Source organism: Micromonospora sp. AMSO31t, from assembly GCF_008868175.1.
Taxonomy (GTDB): domain Bacteria; phylum Actinomycetota; class Actinomycetes; order Mycobacteriales; family Micromonosporaceae; genus Micromonospora.
In genome coordinates, this window is the sequence record NZ_WBKT01000141.1 from 1 (window position 1) to 15,186 (window position 15,186).

Below are 15,186 nucleotides of genomic sequence, written 5' to 3' on the forward strand. Positions count from 1 at the left end.
GTCGGGGGACGGGTGGAAGGTGATGCCGGCGGCGGTCCAGCGCGGGCCGTGGGTGGCGAGCCGCTCGCGGAACCCGGCCCAGTCGTGCGTCGACCCGGGCGACCAGCCGAGTTCCGCGACGGCGGGCAGGCGCGGGAACAGCATGAACTCGACCTCGGCGAGCGTGGTGACCGATTCCGTCCAGAGCGGCGCCTCGACACCCAGCACCGCCTCGGCCGGTACGCCGGTGAGGTGCGTCCCCGGATCCCAGTCGTACGCGCGGCGCACGTCGATGAGGCCCGCCCAGTCGTGCCCGATCGGGGTGTCGGCGGCGTACTTCATGTCCAGGTAGACGCGGTTGCCGGGGGAGAGGATGAGGCGGGCGCCCCGGCGTACCGCCTCGGCGGTCTCGGGGTCGTCGCCGTTCGTGCCCCACCACTGGAGCACCCGCCCGTCGACGTGCCCGGTCGGGGCGAGCTGGTGCCAGCCGACCACGGTCTTCCCGGTCGCCGCGACCAGTGTCTGCGCCCGCTCGACGAAGGCGCGGTAGGTGTCGGCCGGCACCTTGAACGCCTCGTCCCCGCCCAGGTGCAGCCAGGGGCCGGGGGTCAGGGCGGCCACCTCGCCGACCACGTCGGCGACGAAGGCGTACGTCCGCTCGTCGGCGGGGTCGACGTAGCTGAAGCCGACCTCGGTGCCGGTGTACGGCGGCGGCGGGACCTTGCCGGGCGCCAGCTCCGGGTAGGCGACGAGGGCCGCGTTGGTGTGCCCCGGCAGGTCGATCTCCGGCACTACGGTGACGTGGCGGCGGGCGGCGTAGGCGACGATGCGGCGGTAGTCCGCCCGCGTGTAGTAGCCGCCGGGGCCGCCGCCCACCTCGGTGGCGCCGCCGACCTCGGCGAGCCGGGGCCAGGAGTCGACGGCGATCCGCCAGCCCTGGTCGTCGGTGAGGTGCAGGTGCAGGTGGTTGAGCTTGTAGCGGGCCAGGTGGTCGACGACCCGCAGCACGTCCTCCACCGGGAAGAAGTGGCGGGCCACGTCGAGCATGGCGCCGCGGTAGGGGAAGCGCGGCCGGTCGAGGATGCTGCCGCCGGGCACCGCCCAGCGTTCGCTGACCGGGGCGGCGCTGTCGACGGCGGCGGGCAGGAGTTGCCGCAGGGTCTGCGCGCCGTGGAACAGGCCGGCGGTGGTTGCGGCGGTGATCCGCACGCCGGACGCGGTCACGTCGAGCCGGTAGCCCTCGTCGCCCAGCCCACCGGCCAGATCTGCGGCACCGCCGGCCGCTGCGCCGGCCGCATCGGCCGCGTCGGCCGGACCGGCCGCGTCGGCCGGGCTCACGGCATCGGCGAGGGGCGCCTCCGACAGCGTCAGGACGAGCAGGCCGTCGGCGGCGGGCGCATCGTCGGCGACCGGCAGGGGGAAGCCGGTGGCGGGGCGCAGCCACTCGGCCAGCTGCTCGGCGGCGTCCCGGCCGGCCGGGCTGACCCGGATCGCCGCCTCGGCGGACAGCGTGAAGTCCGCCGCCGGGTCTGGGAGCACCCGTTCCGGGGCGGGCACGACGTCGCCGAGGCGGACCGGTGCGGGTGGGGCGAGCAGGTCGCCGGTGGTGCGCGCGGCGGCGCGGGCCAGCTCGGCGGCGGCCGGTTGCCGGCCGGGGAGGCGGTCGAGCGGCTCGGGACCGCTCTCGGCGGGAGTGGTGGGGGTGGTCGGCACGGCGGCGGCTCCGGGGTGTATTTGCGCCGGATATGGCAATGGTCAAGTTCAGCAGAACCAGTGCCGTCAAGCGTACGAGGGGAATCGGAATTGCGTGATAGTGCGCGTGGAAGCGTTCCCAAAAACCGGTACGGACGCGGATAGTGGTGACCGTTGTGCCGAAAGTCACCGAACGGTCCCAGGCCCCCCGAAGTTCGCTTAACCTTCGCCCACCGATCGCTGACGACGCCGGGATTACCGGTGGTCGCTCCCGGGGTATGTCCGAACTGAACCTTCGTTAAGTGTCAATGGCGCGCGTGGGAGGCTCTGGTGGCAGCAGAAGAGACGGTCGAGCACAAGTACGTCTACGACTTCGCCGAGGGCAACAAGGACCTCAAGGACCTGCTCGGCGGCAAGGGGGCCAACCTGGCCGAGATGACCAATCTCGGCCTGCCGGTGCCGCCCGGCTTCACCATCACCACCGAGGCCTGCAAGGCGTACCTGACGACCGGCCGGGAGCCGGACGGGCTGGCCGCCCAGATCGAGGCGCACCTGGAGGCCCTGGAACGCGGGATGGGCCGCAAGCTCGGCGACCCGCAGGACCCGCTGCTGGTCTCGGTGCGCTCCGGCGCCAAGTTCTCCATGCCGGGCATGATGGAGACCGTCCTCAACGTCGGCCTCAACGACCGCAGCGTGGTCGGGCTCAGCGCCCAGGCGGGAGGGAACGACCGCTTCGCCTGGGACTCCTACCGCCGCCTCATCCAGATGTTCGGCAAGACCGTCTGCGAGGTGCCGGGCGAGGAGTTCGAGCACGCGCTCGACGACGCCAAGCGCGCCAAGGGCACGCAGAACGACCTCGACCTGGACGCCGACGACCTGCGTGGGCTGGTCGACGCGTACAAGAAGATCTTCGCCAAGCACACCGGGCGGGAGTTCCCGCAGGAGCCGCGCGAGCAGCTCGACCTGGCCATTCGCGCGGTCTTCGAGTCGTGGAACGCCGAGCGCGCGGTGGTCTACCGCCGGCAGGAGCGGATCCCGGCCGACCTGGGCACCGCGGTCAACGTGGTGGCCATGGTCTTCGGCAACCTGGGCGCCGACTCCGGCACCGGCGTCGCCTTCACCCGGGACCCCGCCAGCGGCGCGCAGGGCATCTACGGCGACTACCTGGCCAACGCCCAGGGCGAGGACGTGGTGGCCGGCATCCGCAACACCGTGCCGTTGCAGGAGCTGGAGCGGATCGACAAGAAGTCCTACGACGAGCTGCTCGACTACATGGCCCGGCTCGAGGAGCACTACAAGGACCTCTGCGACATCGAGTTCACCATCGAGCGCGGCAAGCTCTGGATGCTCCAGACCCGGGTCGGCAAGCGCACCGCCGCCGCCGCGTTCGTCATCGCCGGGCAGCTCGTCGACGAGGGCCTCATCGACCTGGACGAGGCACTGCACCGGGTCAACGGCGCGCAGCTCGCCCAGCTCATGTTCCCGCGCTTCCAGCTCGACCACGAGTTCCAGCCGGTGGCCAAGGGCATCGGCGCCTCGCCCGGCGCGGCCTCCGGCAAGGTGGTCTTCACCTCCGCGCGGGCCGTCGAGCTGGCCGCGGAGGGGGAGTCGGTGATCCTGGTCCGCCGGGAGACCAACCCGGACGACCTCAACGGCATGATCGCCGCCAAGGGCATCCTCACCTCGCGCGGCGGCAAGACCAGCCACGCCGCCGTGGTGGCCCGCGGCATGGGCAAGACCTGCGTCTCCGGCGCGGACGAGCTGGACGTCAACGTGCCGGCGAAGAAGTTCACCGTCGCGGGGCAGACCGTCAACGAGGGCGACGTGGTCTCCATCGACGGCACCACCGGCAAGGTCTACCTCGGCGAGGTGCCGGTCATGCCGTCGGAGGTGGTGCAGTACTTCGAGGGCAGCCTCGAACCGGAGCACGTCGACAACGCGCTGGTCCGGGCCGTACACCGGATCATGACCCACGCCGACGCCACGCGGCGGCTGGCGGTCCGGACGAACGCCGACACCGGCGAGGACGCGGCGCGGGCGCGGCGGTTCGGCGCCGAGGGCATCGGCCTGTGCCGCACCGAGCACATGTTCCTCGGCGACCGGCGGGAGCTGGTCGAGCGGCTGATCCTCGCGTCGACCGACGAGGAGCGGGAGGCCGCGCTCGCCGCCCTGCTGCCGCTCCAGCGGGAGGACTTCGTCGAGATCTTCCGCGAGATGGACGGCCTGCCGGTCACGGTGCGGCTCATCGACCCGCCGCTGCACGAGTTCCTGCCCCCGCTGGAGCAGCTCGCGGTCAACGTGGCGGTCGCCCAGGAGCGCGGCGAGGACGTGGCCAAGGAGGAGGCGCTGCTCGCCGCCGTCCGGCGGATGCACGAGGAGAACCCGATGCTGGGCCTGCGCGGCGTACGCCTCGGCCTGGTCATCCCCGGACTCTTCGCGATGCAGGTCCGGGCGATCGTCGAGGCGGCGGTCGCGTGTGCCCAGCGTGGCGGTGACCCCCGGCCGGAGATCATGGTCCCGTTGGTCGGCGCGGTGCAGGAGCTGGAGACGGTCCGCGCCGAGGCGGAGAGGATCATCGCGGAGGTGACCCGGGAGAAGGCGGTCGACGTGCTGATCGGCACGATGATCGAGGTGCCGCGGGCGGCGCTGACCGCCGGGCAGATCGCCGAGGCGGCGCAGTTCTTCTCCTTCGGCACCAACGACCTCACCCAGATGGCGTGGGGCTTCTCCCGCGACGACGTCGAGGGCGCGTTCTTCTGGCGCTACCTGGAGCTGGGCATCTTCGGCATCTCCCCGTTCGAGTCGATCGACCGGGAGGGCGTCGGCCGGCTGGTCCGGATCGCCACCGAGGAGGGCCGGGCGGCCCGCCCGGGGCTGAAGCTCGGCGTGTGCGGCGAGCACGGTGGCGACCCGGACTCGGTGCACTTCTTCCACGAGGTCGGCCTCGACTACGTCTCGTGCTCGCCGTTCCGGGTGCCGGTCGCCCGGCTGGAGGCCGGCCGCGCGGTGCTCACCACCACCGGTTCGGACTCCCGCTGACGGGGTGACGCCTCCGGGGCCGCCGACGCTGACGTCGGCGGCCCCGCGTGCGTCTGGGCGCGCCTTTCCGCCCCGCCGGGCGTAACCTGGGCTCCCGCGTACGTGTCGATCAGGAAGGTGGCCGCATGACCAGCGTCTGGGAGAACCTGACGGTCGACGCCCAGGATCCGTCCCGGCTCGCCCACTGGTGGGCGGAGGCGCTCGGCTACCAGGTGATCAGCGACAAGCCGGACGAGGTGGAGATCCGCCGCACGCCCGACGCGCTGCCCGGCATCGTCTTCGTCCCGGTCAGCGGCCCCAAGGAGGGCAAGAACCGGCTGCACATCGACCTGCGCCCGGCCGATCAGGAGGCCGAGGTGGAGCGCCTGGTCGACATGGGCGCCCGGCACGTCGACATCGGCCAGGGGACCGTCGAGTGGACGGTGCTGGCCGACCCGGAGGGCAACGAGTTCTGCGTTCTGCGGCAGCGGGGATGACCGGTTGAGCGCCGGTTCCGGGCTCGACGCGGCGCGCCTGGTCACCGAGGCGCCCAAGGACACCGGCTACGGGCGGTCGCCGTACGAGCGGGACCGGGCCCGGGTGCTGCACTCGGCGGCGTTCCGCCGGCTCGCCGCGAAGACCCAGGTGCACACGGCGGGCACCGACGACTTCCTGCGTACCCGGCTGACCCACTCGCTGGAGGTGGCGCAGATCGCCCGGGAGATGGGCGCCCGGCTCGGCTGCGACCCGGACGTGGTGGACACCGCCGGGCTGGCGCACGACCTCGGTCACCCGCCCTTCGGCCACAACGGCGAGGACGCCCTGGACACGCTCGCCGCCGACTGCGGCGGCTTCGAGGGCAACGCGCAGACGCTGCGGGTGCTCACCCGGCTGGAGGCCAAGGTGCTGGCCCCCGACGGCGGCTCCGCCGGGCTGAACCTGACCCGTGCCTCGCTCGACGCGGTCGCCAAGTATCCCTGGGAGCGCCGGCCCGGCCGGCGCAAGTTCGGGGTGTACGCCGACGACCGCCCGGTCTTCGCCTGGCTGCGCGAGGGCGCCCCGCCCGGCGACCGGCGCTGCCTGGAGGCGCAGGTGATGGACTGGGCCGACGACGTGGCGTACTCGGTGCACGACGTCGAGGACGGCATCCACGGCGGCTACGTCAGCCTGCGCCCGCTGCTGGAGGACGCCGACGAGCGGCGGGCGCTCTGCGCCGACGTGGCGGCCGCGTACTCCGGGGAGGCCCCCGAGGACCTGGGCGAGGTGCTGGCCGAACTCCTCGCCGATCCGGCGCTCGCGCCGCTGGCCGCGTACGACGGCAGCCACCGGTCGCTGGCCGCCCTGAAGACCACCACCAGCGTGCTCACCGGCCGTTTCGTGTCGACCGTGGTGGCCGCCACCCAGGAGCGCCACGGCCCCGGCCCGCACCGCCGGTACGCGGCCGACCTCGTGGTGCCGCGCCGCATCCGGGCCCAGTGCGCCCTGCTCAAGGGCATCGCCCTGCGCTACGTCATGCGCCGCCCCGGGGTCGGCCCCCGGTACGCGCGGCAGCGGGAGATCCTCGCCGACCTGGTCGCCGCCCTGCTGGACCGGGCCCCGGACGTGCTCGACCCGGTCTTCGCGCCGCTGTGGCGGGCCGCCCCGGACGACGCGGCCCGGCTGCGCGTGGTGGTCGACCAGGTGGCCTCGCTCACCGACCCGGCCGCCCTGACCTGGCACGGCCGTCTGGTGGCGGGGCGCTGACCTGCTCCCGCCGGCGGTCGGCACCCGGACAGCCCGGTGGGAGCGATCAGCGACTTAGGTTAGCCTAAGAAGCATGACGGAGCAGCGCCCGAAGAAGCTCACCGCCGCCACGGTCGTCCGGACCGAGCGGCCCACCCCGCACCTGATCCGCCTCGTGCTCGGCGGTGCGGAGCTGGCCGGCCTGCCGGTGGGCGCCTACACCGACCACTACGTGAAGTTCATCTTCCCGCCCGCCGGGGTGCGCTACCCGCACCCCACCGACCTGGCCACCATCAAGCGCGAGTTCCCGGCCGAGCAGTGGCCGCGGCTGCGGGCGTACACGGTGCGGGCCTGGGACGCGGCGGCCGGCGAGCTGACCGTGGACGTGGTGCACCACGGCGACGAGGGGCTGGCCGGGCCGTGGGCGGCCGGGCTGCGCCCCGGCGACCGGGTGCTGTTCGCCGGCCCCGGCGGCGCGTACGCGCCGGACCCGGCGGCCGACTGGCACCTGCTGGCCGGGGACGAGAGCGCGCTGCCGGCGATCGCCGCCGCGCTGGAGCGGCTGCCCGCCGGCGCTCCCGCCAAGGTCTACGTCGAGGTGAGCGGCCCCGCCGACGAGCTGCCGCTGGCCAGCGTGGGCGCGGTGGAGCTGCGCTGGCTGCACCGCGCCGGCCGTCCCGTGGGCGAGCCGCTGGTCGAGGCGCTTCGCGCGCTGGACTTCCCGCCCGGCCGGGTGCACGCCTTCGTGCACGGCGAGGCCACCGCGGTGAAGGAGCTGCGCCGGCTGCTGCGGGTCGAGCGCGGGGTGCCCCGCGGGGACCTGTCGATCTCCGGCTACTGGCGGCGCGGCATGGACGACGAGGGTTGGCGCTCCACCAAGGCGGCCTGGAACGCCCAGGTCGAGGCCGAGGAGTCGGTGGTCCTCCCGGTCTGATCGATCCGCCGGCGCCGGGGACCGCGTGGTCCTGCGCCGTTCCGCCTCGGCGAGGTCACCCGCCCGCTGAGGATGGGGCCATGGCGGAGCAGGTGCGGCAGGACCGACCGGCGGGGAGTGCCGACCGGGTGGTGCTCGGGCTGGGCGTGGCCGGCGTGCTGGCGGTGGTGGCCTGGGGGATCCTGGGCGGCGGGTCCCTGTCGGCGTTCGGGAAGTCCGGGCTGGCCTGGGTGATCGACACCTTCGGCTGGTTCTTCGTGGTGGCCGCCGACGCGTTCCTGGTGCTGTCCGTGGTGCTCGCCGCGTCCCGGTTCGGCCGGATCCGGCTCGGCGCCGACGACGACGAGCCGGAGTTCAGCACCCTGGCCTGGGTCTCCATGATGTTCAGCACCGGCATGGGCATCGGCCTGGTCTTCTACGCCGTCGCCGAGCCGATCCAGCACTACGCCGCGCCGCCGCCCGCCGCCGGGGTCGAGCCGCAGACCGGGGCGGCCGCCGCGACGGCCATGCAGTACACCCTGTTCCACTGGACCCTGCACCCGTGGGGCATCTACGCCGTCGCGGCGCTGGCCCTGGCGTACTCGACCTTCCGCAAGGGGCGCGGCAGCCGGATCTCGGCGGCGTTCGTGCCGCTGCTCGGCGACCGGGCGTACGGGCCGGTCGGGCAGGCGATCGACCTGCTGGCGGTCTTCGCCACCGTGTTCGGTTCGGCGACCAGCCTCGGGCTCGGCGCCCTCCAGGTCGCGGCGGGCCTGGACAGCGCGACCGGCGTGCCGGACAGCACCGGGATCGAGCTGGTGGTGATCGCGGCGCTCACCGCCGCGTTCGTGATCTCCGCCTTCACCGGGCTGCACAAGGGGATCAAGTGGCTGTCCACCAGCAACGTGGTGCTGGCGGTGGGGCTGATGGTGTTCGTCTTCGTGGCCGGTCCGACCATCTACACGCTGGAGGTGCTGCCCGCCTCGGTCGGCGACTATCTCAGCCACCTGGTGGTGATGTCCACCCGCACCGGCGCCTTCACCGACCCGGCCTGGCTGGGCTCGTGGACCATCTTCTACTGGGCCTGGTGGATCTCCTGGGCGCCGTTCGTCGGCATCTTCATCGCCCGGATCTCCCGGGGGCGCACGGTCCGGGAGTTCGTCACCGGGGTGCTGCTGGTGCCCAGCGGGGCCAGCGTCGTCTGGTTCTCGATCATCGGTGGCACGCGCTGCGGGTGCAGCGCAGCGGCACCCGGGACCTGGTCGCCGACGTCGGGGCGAGCGCCGAGAACGCCCTCTTCGGGCTGCTGCACGCGCTGCCCCTGGCGACGGTCACCACGGCGCTGGCGGCGCTGCTCGTGGCGCTCTTCTTCGTCACGGGCGCCGACTCGGCCGCCCTGGTGCTCGGCTCGCTGAGTTCCCGGGGCGCGCTGCGGCCGCACCGGGGGGTGGTGGTGCTCTGGGGCGTACTCATCGGGGCGGTCGCGGCGGCGCTGCTGCTGGCCGGCGGCCTGGCCGCGTTGCAGCAGGCCACCATCCTGGTGGCGCTGCCGTTCGTGGTGGTCATGCTGGGCCTGGCGGTCGCCCTCGTGCGGGAGATGGCCGCCGACCCGGCGGTGCGGCCGCGGCCCGGCCCGCGCCGGTCGGGCCTGGCCGCCGCGGTGCGCGCCGCCCGGTCGTACGACGAGGAGAACCCGCCGCCGGTGACGCGCTGGTTCCACCGGCCCGGACGCTGACCTGACCGGTTTCCGACGGGAAGCGGGTGTACCTCGGGTTGTAGTAGAGGTGCTACATTTCGCGGTATGACTGCGGTCGAACTGCCGGGGGTCGCCACGGCCCCCCACCCGCCCGACGAGGACCTGGTCCTCGACGTCCGCGACCTGCGCATGCGGTACGGCACCGTCGACGTGCTGCACGGGGTCGACCTCACGGCCCGGCGCGGAGAGGTGCTCGCCCTGCTCGGCCCCAACGGCGCCGGCAAGACCACCACCATCGAGATCCTGGAGGGCTTCCGGCTGCGTTCGGCCGGGTCGGTCCGGGTGCTCGGCGTCGACCCCGGCCGGGGTGACGAGCGCTGGCGCGCCCGGCTGGGCGTGGTGCTCCAGTCGTGGCGCGACCACGGCAAGTGGCGGGTGCGGGACCTGCTTGCCCACCTCGGCGACTTCTACGCGCCGTACGCCACCGGCCGGATCGCCCGGCCCTGGCCGGTCGACGACCTGCTGGACACCGTCGGCCTCACGGCGCAGGCGGACCAGCGGGTGGCCCGGCTCTCCGGCGGCCAGCGCCGCCGGCTCGACGTGGCGGTCGGCATCGTGGGCCGCCCGGAGCTGCTGTTCCTGGACGAGCCGACGGTCGGCTTCGACCCGGCGGCCCGCCGGGAGTTCCACGAGCTGGTGCACCGCCTCGCCGACCTGGACGAGACCACCATCCTGCTCACCACGCACGACCTGGACGAGGCCGAGAAGCTGGCCGACCGGATCCTCATCCTGGGCGGCGGCCGGATCATCGCCGACGGTTCGCCGGACGAGCTGTCCCGCCGGGTCGCCGGTGACGCGGAGATCCGCTGGACCCGGGACGGCGAGCGGTTCGTGCACGCCACGGCCGACGCCACCGGCTTCCTGCGCGACCTGCTCCGCGAGCACGGCGACCGGGTGCAGGAGCTGGAGGTCCGCCGGGCCAGCCTGGAGGACGCGTACATGGCGCTGGTCTACGAGGAGGAATCCGGGGTCCGGACCGGCCGGACCGACCGGGTGTGGCAGCAGGGGAGCGACCGATGAACCCGACGATGGCGGCCGTCCGGGCCGGTCTCCGGCGCGGCGGGATCGAGCTGCGCAACACCTTCAGCAACGGCCAGGACCTGTGGAACTACTTCTTCCCGACGGCGGCGCTGCTGGTCACGATGTTCTTCATGCGCGGCTCGACCGTGCCGGGCACCTCGTTCTCGCTCGGCGCCCGCACGCTGCCCAGCGCGCTCGGCATGGGCCTGGCCTTCGGCGGCATGTTGGTGCTCGCCTCCCAGCTGGTCATGGAGCGCGAGGACGGCACACTGCTGCGCGCCAAGGCCACCCCGAACGGGATGCTCGGCTACCTGATCGGCAAGGTCACCCTGATGTCGACGGTGGCGCTGCTGAGCATGCTCCTCCAGCTCGTCCCGGCGCTGTTCTTCCTGGACGGCCTCCGGCTGGCCAGCGTGTCGGCCTGGTTCACCCTGCTGTGGGTGGCGGTGCTCGGCCTGGTCGCCACCCTGCCGTTGGGTGCGGTCTTCGGCTCGCTCATCGAGAACCCGCGCAACCTCGGACTGGTCATGCTGCCGAACATGGGCCTGATCGCCCTGTCCGGCATCTTCTATCCGATCAACGGCTACCCGGGGTGGCTCCAGGGCGTCGCCCAGGTCTTCCCGATCTACTGGCTAGGGTTGGGCATGCGCTCGGCGCTGCTGCCCGACAGCATGGCCGCGGTCGAGCTCGGCGGCTCCTGGCGCCACCTGGAGACGTTCGGCGTGCTCGGCGCGTGGGCGGTGCTCGGGCTCACCCTGGCGCCGGTCGTGCTGCGGCGGATGGCCCGCCGGGAGTCGGGCTCGCGGGTGGCGGCCCGTCGCGAGCGGGCCATGCAGCGGGTCGGATGAGGGGGCGCCGGTGAGCGAGGTCGTGCACAACCGGATCGCCGTGCTGCGTGCCGAGCGGGGAGTCTCCCGGCGGCAGCTCGCCGACGCGCTGGGCGTGCACTACCAGACGGTCGGCTACTTGGAGCGGGGCGAGTTCCGGCCCAGCCTGCACCTGGCGCTGCGGATCGCCGCCTACTTCGAGGTGCCGGTCGAGGTGGTCTTCTCCATCGAACCGTTCCCACGGATCGGCGACGCCGCCGCCGGGGCCGGCCGCTCGGCGTGACCGGGGGAGGGGCGGTGTCCGCCACACGCCCGTCCCCCCGACCGCCGGATCGTCGGTCCGGCAGGGCAGGATGTACGCCGAGGAGGTGGCGGAGATGGCGGGGCGGATCCGGGACGAGGACATCGCGCTGGTCCGCGAGCGCACCTCCATCGCCGAGGTCATCTCCGACACGGTGACGCTCAAGTCGGCCGGCGGCGGCAACCTCAAGGGCCTCTGCCCGTTCCACGACGAGAAGAGCCCGTCGTTCAACGTCTCGCCGGCCCGCAACGTCTGGTACTGCTTCGGCTGCGGCGCCGGCGGCGACGCGATCAAGTTCCTGATGGACGCCGAGCACCTGAGCTTCGTCGAGTCCGTCGAGCGGCTCGCCGGCCGCGCCGGCCTCCAGCTGCGCTATGTCGAGGACGACCGCTCGGCCCCGCGCGCCCGCCCCCAGCAGGGGCAGCGTCAGCGCCTGGTGGCCGCGCACGCGGCGGCCGTCGAGTTCTACCGCGGCCAGCTCACCACGGCCGGCGCGCGGACGGCGCGGGAGTTCCTCGCCCAGCGGGGCTTCGACCGGGCCGCCGCCGAGCGCTACGGCTGCGGCTTCGCCCCCGACGCCTGGGACCTGCTCACCAAGCACCTGCGCCAGCAGGGGTTCACCCACGACGAGCTGGTCACGGCGGGGCTGTCCCGCCCGTCCCGCTCGGGCAGCCTGATCGACCGGTTCCGGCGCCGGCTGCTCTGGCCGATCCGCGACCTCACCGGCGACGTGATCGGCTTCGGGGCCCGCAAGCTCTTCGACGACGACGACGGCCCGAAATACCTGAACACCCCCGAGACGCCCATCTACAAGAAGTCGCACGTCCTCTACGGCATCGACCAGGCCAAGCGGGAGATCGCCAAGCAGGGCAAGGTGGTGGTGGTCGAGGGCTACACCGACGTGATGGCCTGCCACCTGGCCGGCGTGCCCACGGCCGTGGCGACCTGCGGCACCGCGTTCGGCAGCGACCACATCGGGGTGCTGCGCCGGCTGCTCATGGACACCGACGCGGTGGCCGGCGAGATCATCTTCACCTTCGACGGGGACGCCGCCGGCCAGAAGGCCGCGCTGCGCGCCTTCGAGGACGACCAGCGCTTCGTCGGGCGCACCTTCATCGCGGTCAGCCCCGACAACATGGACCCGTGCGAGCTGCGCCTGGCCAAGGGCGACCTGGCGGTCCGCGACCTGGTCGCCCGGCGCGAGCCGCTTGTCGACTTCGCGCTCCGGCACATGATCAACCGGTACGACCTGGACACCGTCGACGGCCGGGTGGAGGCGATGCGCCGGGCCGCCCCGCTGGTCGCCAAGATCAAGGACCGGGAGAAGCGCCCCGAGTACGTCCGCAAGCTCGCCGGCGACCTCGGCATGGAGATCGAGCCGGTGCAGCGCGCGGTGCTGGCCGCCGCCAACGGGCAGCCCGCGGGCGCCGCCGACACCCCGGCCCGGCCCGCCCCGGCCCGGCCCACCGTGGACAGTCCGCACTCGATGGTCGAACGGGAGGCGTTGAAGCTCGCCCTCCAGGAGCCGGTGCTGGCCGGCCCGATGTTCGACGCGGTCGAGGCGGCCGAATACCGGCACCCCGTGCACGCCGCGCTCCGCGCGGCCATCGCCGCGGCCGGCGGGGCGGCGACGGCCACCGGCGGCGCGGTCTGGATCGAGCAGGTCCGCGACGCCTGCGACGACCTGGCCGGCCAGGCGCTCGTCGGGGAGCTGGCCGTGGAGCCGCTGCGCATCGACGGCGAGCCCGACCCCCGGTACGTCTCGATCACCATGGCCCGCCTCCAGTGGGGGTCGGTGACCGGGCGGATCAAGGACCTCAAGTCGAAGATCCAGCGGATCAACCCGGTGAGCAACAAGGACGAGTACTTCGCCCTCTTCGGGGAACTGCTCTCGCTGGAACAGCACGCGCGGGCGCTGCGCGAGCAGGCCGCCGGGGGGCTGTAGATGGGACTGTTCCACCGCAAGCCCAAGCTGCCGCCCGCCGACCGGCCGCCGCTGCGCGACGACGAGCGGGTGCTCGCCTGGGCCGCCGTCGGCAACGGCGAGGGCGACGGCGTCGTGGTGGCCAGCAACCTCGGCCTGTGGCTGCCCGGCCGCGGGGAGCGGATCGGCTGGCACGACGTCCTCAAGGCGGTCTGGTCCGGCCGCGAGCTGACCGTCACCCCCGCCGACCGGGTCGCCGAGCGGGACGGCTACCTCGTGGTCGCCGACTGCCCGGCCGAGACCTACCTGCTGGTCGACCCGGGCGACCTGCCCCACCAGGTGCGGGCCCGGGTCACCGGCTCGGTCGCGTACACCGCGCACCACCCGGTGCCCGGCGGCGCCGGCCGCATCGCCGCCCGCCGGGTGCCCGGCGTGGACGGGCTGACCTGGACGGTGCGCTTCGACCCGGGCACCCCCACCGACGACGAGGCGGTGACCGCCGAGACCGACCGGCTCGTCGCCGCCGCCCGGGCGGCCACCGCCCCCGCGAACCTCTGAGCCGTCAGCCGCTGCGGTAGTAGCGCGTCGCTCCCGGGTGCAGCGGGATCGGGTCGGTGGCGGCGGCGCTGTCCCGAGTGAAGTTCGCCGCCTCCGGGTGCACCCTGATCAGCTCGCCCTGCCAGGTGAAGAGCACCCGCGTCAGGTCGTACGCGAGCTGGTCCGGCATGTCCGCCGCCACCAGGATCACGTTCGCCACCGTGATGGTCGGGGTGGCCGCCGGGGTTCCGTAGATCTCCTTGGGCAGGATGGCCGTCGTGTAGACCGAGCCGTAGCGGGCGGCCAGCGGTTCGATCAGCTCGGTGAGGGGGAGCAGCCGGAACGCGCCGGGCGCGCTGGAGAGCAGGTCCTTGACGCCCGGGGTGGGCAGGCCGCCGGAGAAGAACATCGCGTCGAGGCTGCCGGCCCGCATCCGCTGCACGGTTTCCGGCAGCGACAGGTTGAGCCGCTGGATGCCGCGGTCCGGGTCGATCCCGCCGGCGGTGAGCAGCCGCCCGGCGATGATGTCGGTGCCGGACTTCGGCGAGCCGGTGGAGATCCGCTTGCCGCGCAGGTCGGCGAAGCTGTCGATCTTCCCGTCGGCGCGGACGATCACGTGGGTGTAGTTGCTGTAGACCCGGGCCAGCGCGCGTACCGGCTGCGGCTGGCCCTCGAAGCCGCCCCGGCCGCTGACCGCGTCGGCTGCCGTGTCGGCCAGGCTGAAGGCGATCTCCATGTCGCCGCCGGCCAGCCGGGTGATGTTCTCCACCGAGGCCCCGGTCGGCTCGGCCCGCGCCTCGTACCCGGGCAGGTGCCGGCTGATCAGGTCGGCGTAGCCGCCACCGAGCTGGTAGTAGACGCCGGTGGTGTTGCCGGTGGCCAGGAAGATCCGGCCGTCGTGCCAGGCCCTCGGCTCGCTGTCGGCCCCACCGCAGCCCGCCACCAGGGTGGCCAGCAGCAGGGCGGCGACCAGCCGCAGCGGGCGGCCGGTCACCGGCGGGCCGCCGGTTCCAGCGCCTCCGCCACCCGCTGGACCAGCGTCGCCGTCTCGTAGCCGATCTGGCCCAGGTCGCAGCCCGGCGCGGCGAGCACCCCGAGCAGCGCCCGCTCGCCGACCGCCATCACGAGCATCACCCCGCCGTCCATGTCGACGATCTGCTGGCGTACCCGGCCGGCGGACATCAGCCGGGCGGCGCCCACGGTCAGGCTAGCCAGGCCGCTGATCACGGCGGCGAGCTGGTCCACCTGGTCGGGCGCGAGGTCGGGGGACGCGGCCAGCCGCAGGCCGTCCTCGGACACCGCGAGGGCGTGCGACACGTCCGGCACCTGCTCGGCGAAGTTCGCCAGCAGCCAGTCGAGCCCGGCGGTCACGGGTGGGGTCATGGATGTCTCCCGGTGGGTGTGGTGTTCGGGGCACGGCGCATCGCGCTGGCCACCCCCTCGGCGAGGGCGGACAGGCGGGCGCGTACCACCTCGGGGTCGAGCAGGTCGTCCGCG

General features: G+C 73.7%; 12 protein-coding genes and 1 pseudogene. 10 read left to right on the forward strand and 3 right to left on the reverse strand.

The genetic code is table 11. The features are described 5' to 3' along the window. Window positions 1-1,692, reverse strand: a 1,692-nt coding sequence (locus tag F8274_RS24210) for a beta-N-acetylhexosaminidase (protein ID WP_151464670.1), incomplete at its 3' end; no start/stop codon positions are given. 309 nt (window positions 1,693-2,001) lie between these two features. Between F8274_RS24210 and ppdK the strand changes: the two genes are divergently transcribed. From ppdK to F8274_RS24260, 10 genes and pseudogenes are all read left to right on the forward strand, one after another. Beyond that, window positions 2,002-4,710: a pyruvate, phosphate dikinase gene (ppdK, locus tag F8274_RS24215; RefSeq protein WP_151464671.1), complete on the forward strand. Its 2,709-nt coding sequence runs from the start codon at window positions 2,002-2,004 to the stop codon at window positions 4,708-4,710. 125 nt (window positions 4,711-4,835) lie between these two features. Next, a complete protein-coding gene (locus F8274_RS24220) occupies window positions 4,836-5,186 on the forward strand; it encodes a VOC family protein (RefSeq protein WP_151464672.1) in 351 nt (116 codons plus the stop codon). 4 nt (window positions 5,187-5,190) lie between these two features. After that, entirely contained in the window at window positions 5,191-6,432 is a 1,242-nt protein-coding gene (locus tag F8274_RS24225; protein WP_151464673.1) for a deoxyguanosinetriphosphate triphosphohydrolase, read from the forward strand. A gap of 73 nt (window positions 6,433-6,505) precedes the next feature. Continuing rightward, window positions 6,506-7,345 carry a siderophore-interacting protein gene (locus tag F8274_RS24230; RefSeq protein ID WP_151464674.1) on the forward strand — a complete coding sequence of 280 codons (840 nt, stop codon included), beginning with the start codon at window positions 6,506-6,508 and terminating at the stop codon, window positions 7,343-7,345. Between the two features lie 80 nt (window positions 7,346-7,425). Then, a pseudogene (locus F8274_RS24235) lies at window positions 7,426-9,059 on the forward strand (BCCT family transporter). A gap of 66 nt (window positions 9,060-9,125) precedes the next feature. Beyond that, window positions 9,126-10,100: an ABC transporter ATP-binding protein gene (locus F8274_RS24240; RefSeq protein ID WP_151464675.1), complete on the forward strand. Its 975-nt coding sequence runs from the start codon at window positions 9,126-9,128 to the stop codon at window positions 10,098-10,100. After that, on the forward strand, window positions 10,097-10,948 hold the full coding sequence (locus F8274_RS24245) for an ABC transporter permease (RefSeq protein ID WP_151464676.1): 852 nt from the start codon (window positions 10,097-10,099) through the stop codon (window positions 10,946-10,948). Before F8274_RS24240 ends, F8274_RS24245 begins: the two co-directional genes overlap by 4 nt. 10 nt (window positions 10,949-10,958) lie before the next feature. Continuing rightward, window positions 10,959-11,210 carry a helix-turn-helix transcriptional regulator gene (locus F8274_RS24250; protein WP_151464677.1) on the forward strand — a complete coding sequence of 84 codons (252 nt, stop codon included), beginning with the start codon at window positions 10,959-10,961 and terminating at the stop codon, window positions 11,208-11,210. A gap of 70 nt (window positions 11,211-11,280) precedes the next feature. Further along, window positions 11,281-13,173 (forward strand): DNA primase, encoded by a 1,893-nt coding sequence (gene dnaG / locus F8274_RS24255; RefSeq protein ID WP_151464678.1) that lies wholly within the window; start codon window positions 11,281-11,283, stop codon window positions 13,171-13,173. Next, the gene (locus F8274_RS24260; protein WP_151464679.1) at window positions 13,174-13,710 is read left to right on the forward strand and encodes a hypothetical protein; all 537 of its coding nucleotides are present in this window, start codon (window positions 13,174-13,176) and stop codon (window positions 13,708-13,710) included. It begins immediately after the preceding gene. Window positions 13,711-13,714: 4 nt separating this feature from the next. Here F8274_RS24260 and F8274_RS24265 read toward each other — a convergent pair whose 3' ends face one another. Further along, entirely contained in the window at window positions 13,715-14,683 is a 969-nt protein-coding gene (locus F8274_RS24265) for a TAXI family TRAP transporter solute-binding subunit (RefSeq protein ID WP_151464680.1), read from the reverse strand. Continuing rightward, window positions 14,680-15,072 carry a roadblock/LC7 domain-containing protein gene (locus tag F8274_RS24270; RefSeq protein WP_091319365.1) on the reverse strand — a complete coding sequence of 131 codons (393 nt, stop codon included), beginning with the start codon at window positions 15,070-15,072 and terminating at the stop codon, window positions 14,680-14,682. Before F8274_RS24270 ends, F8274_RS24265 begins: the two co-directional genes overlap by 4 nt. Between the last annotated feature and the right edge of the window lie 114 nt (window positions 15,073-15,186).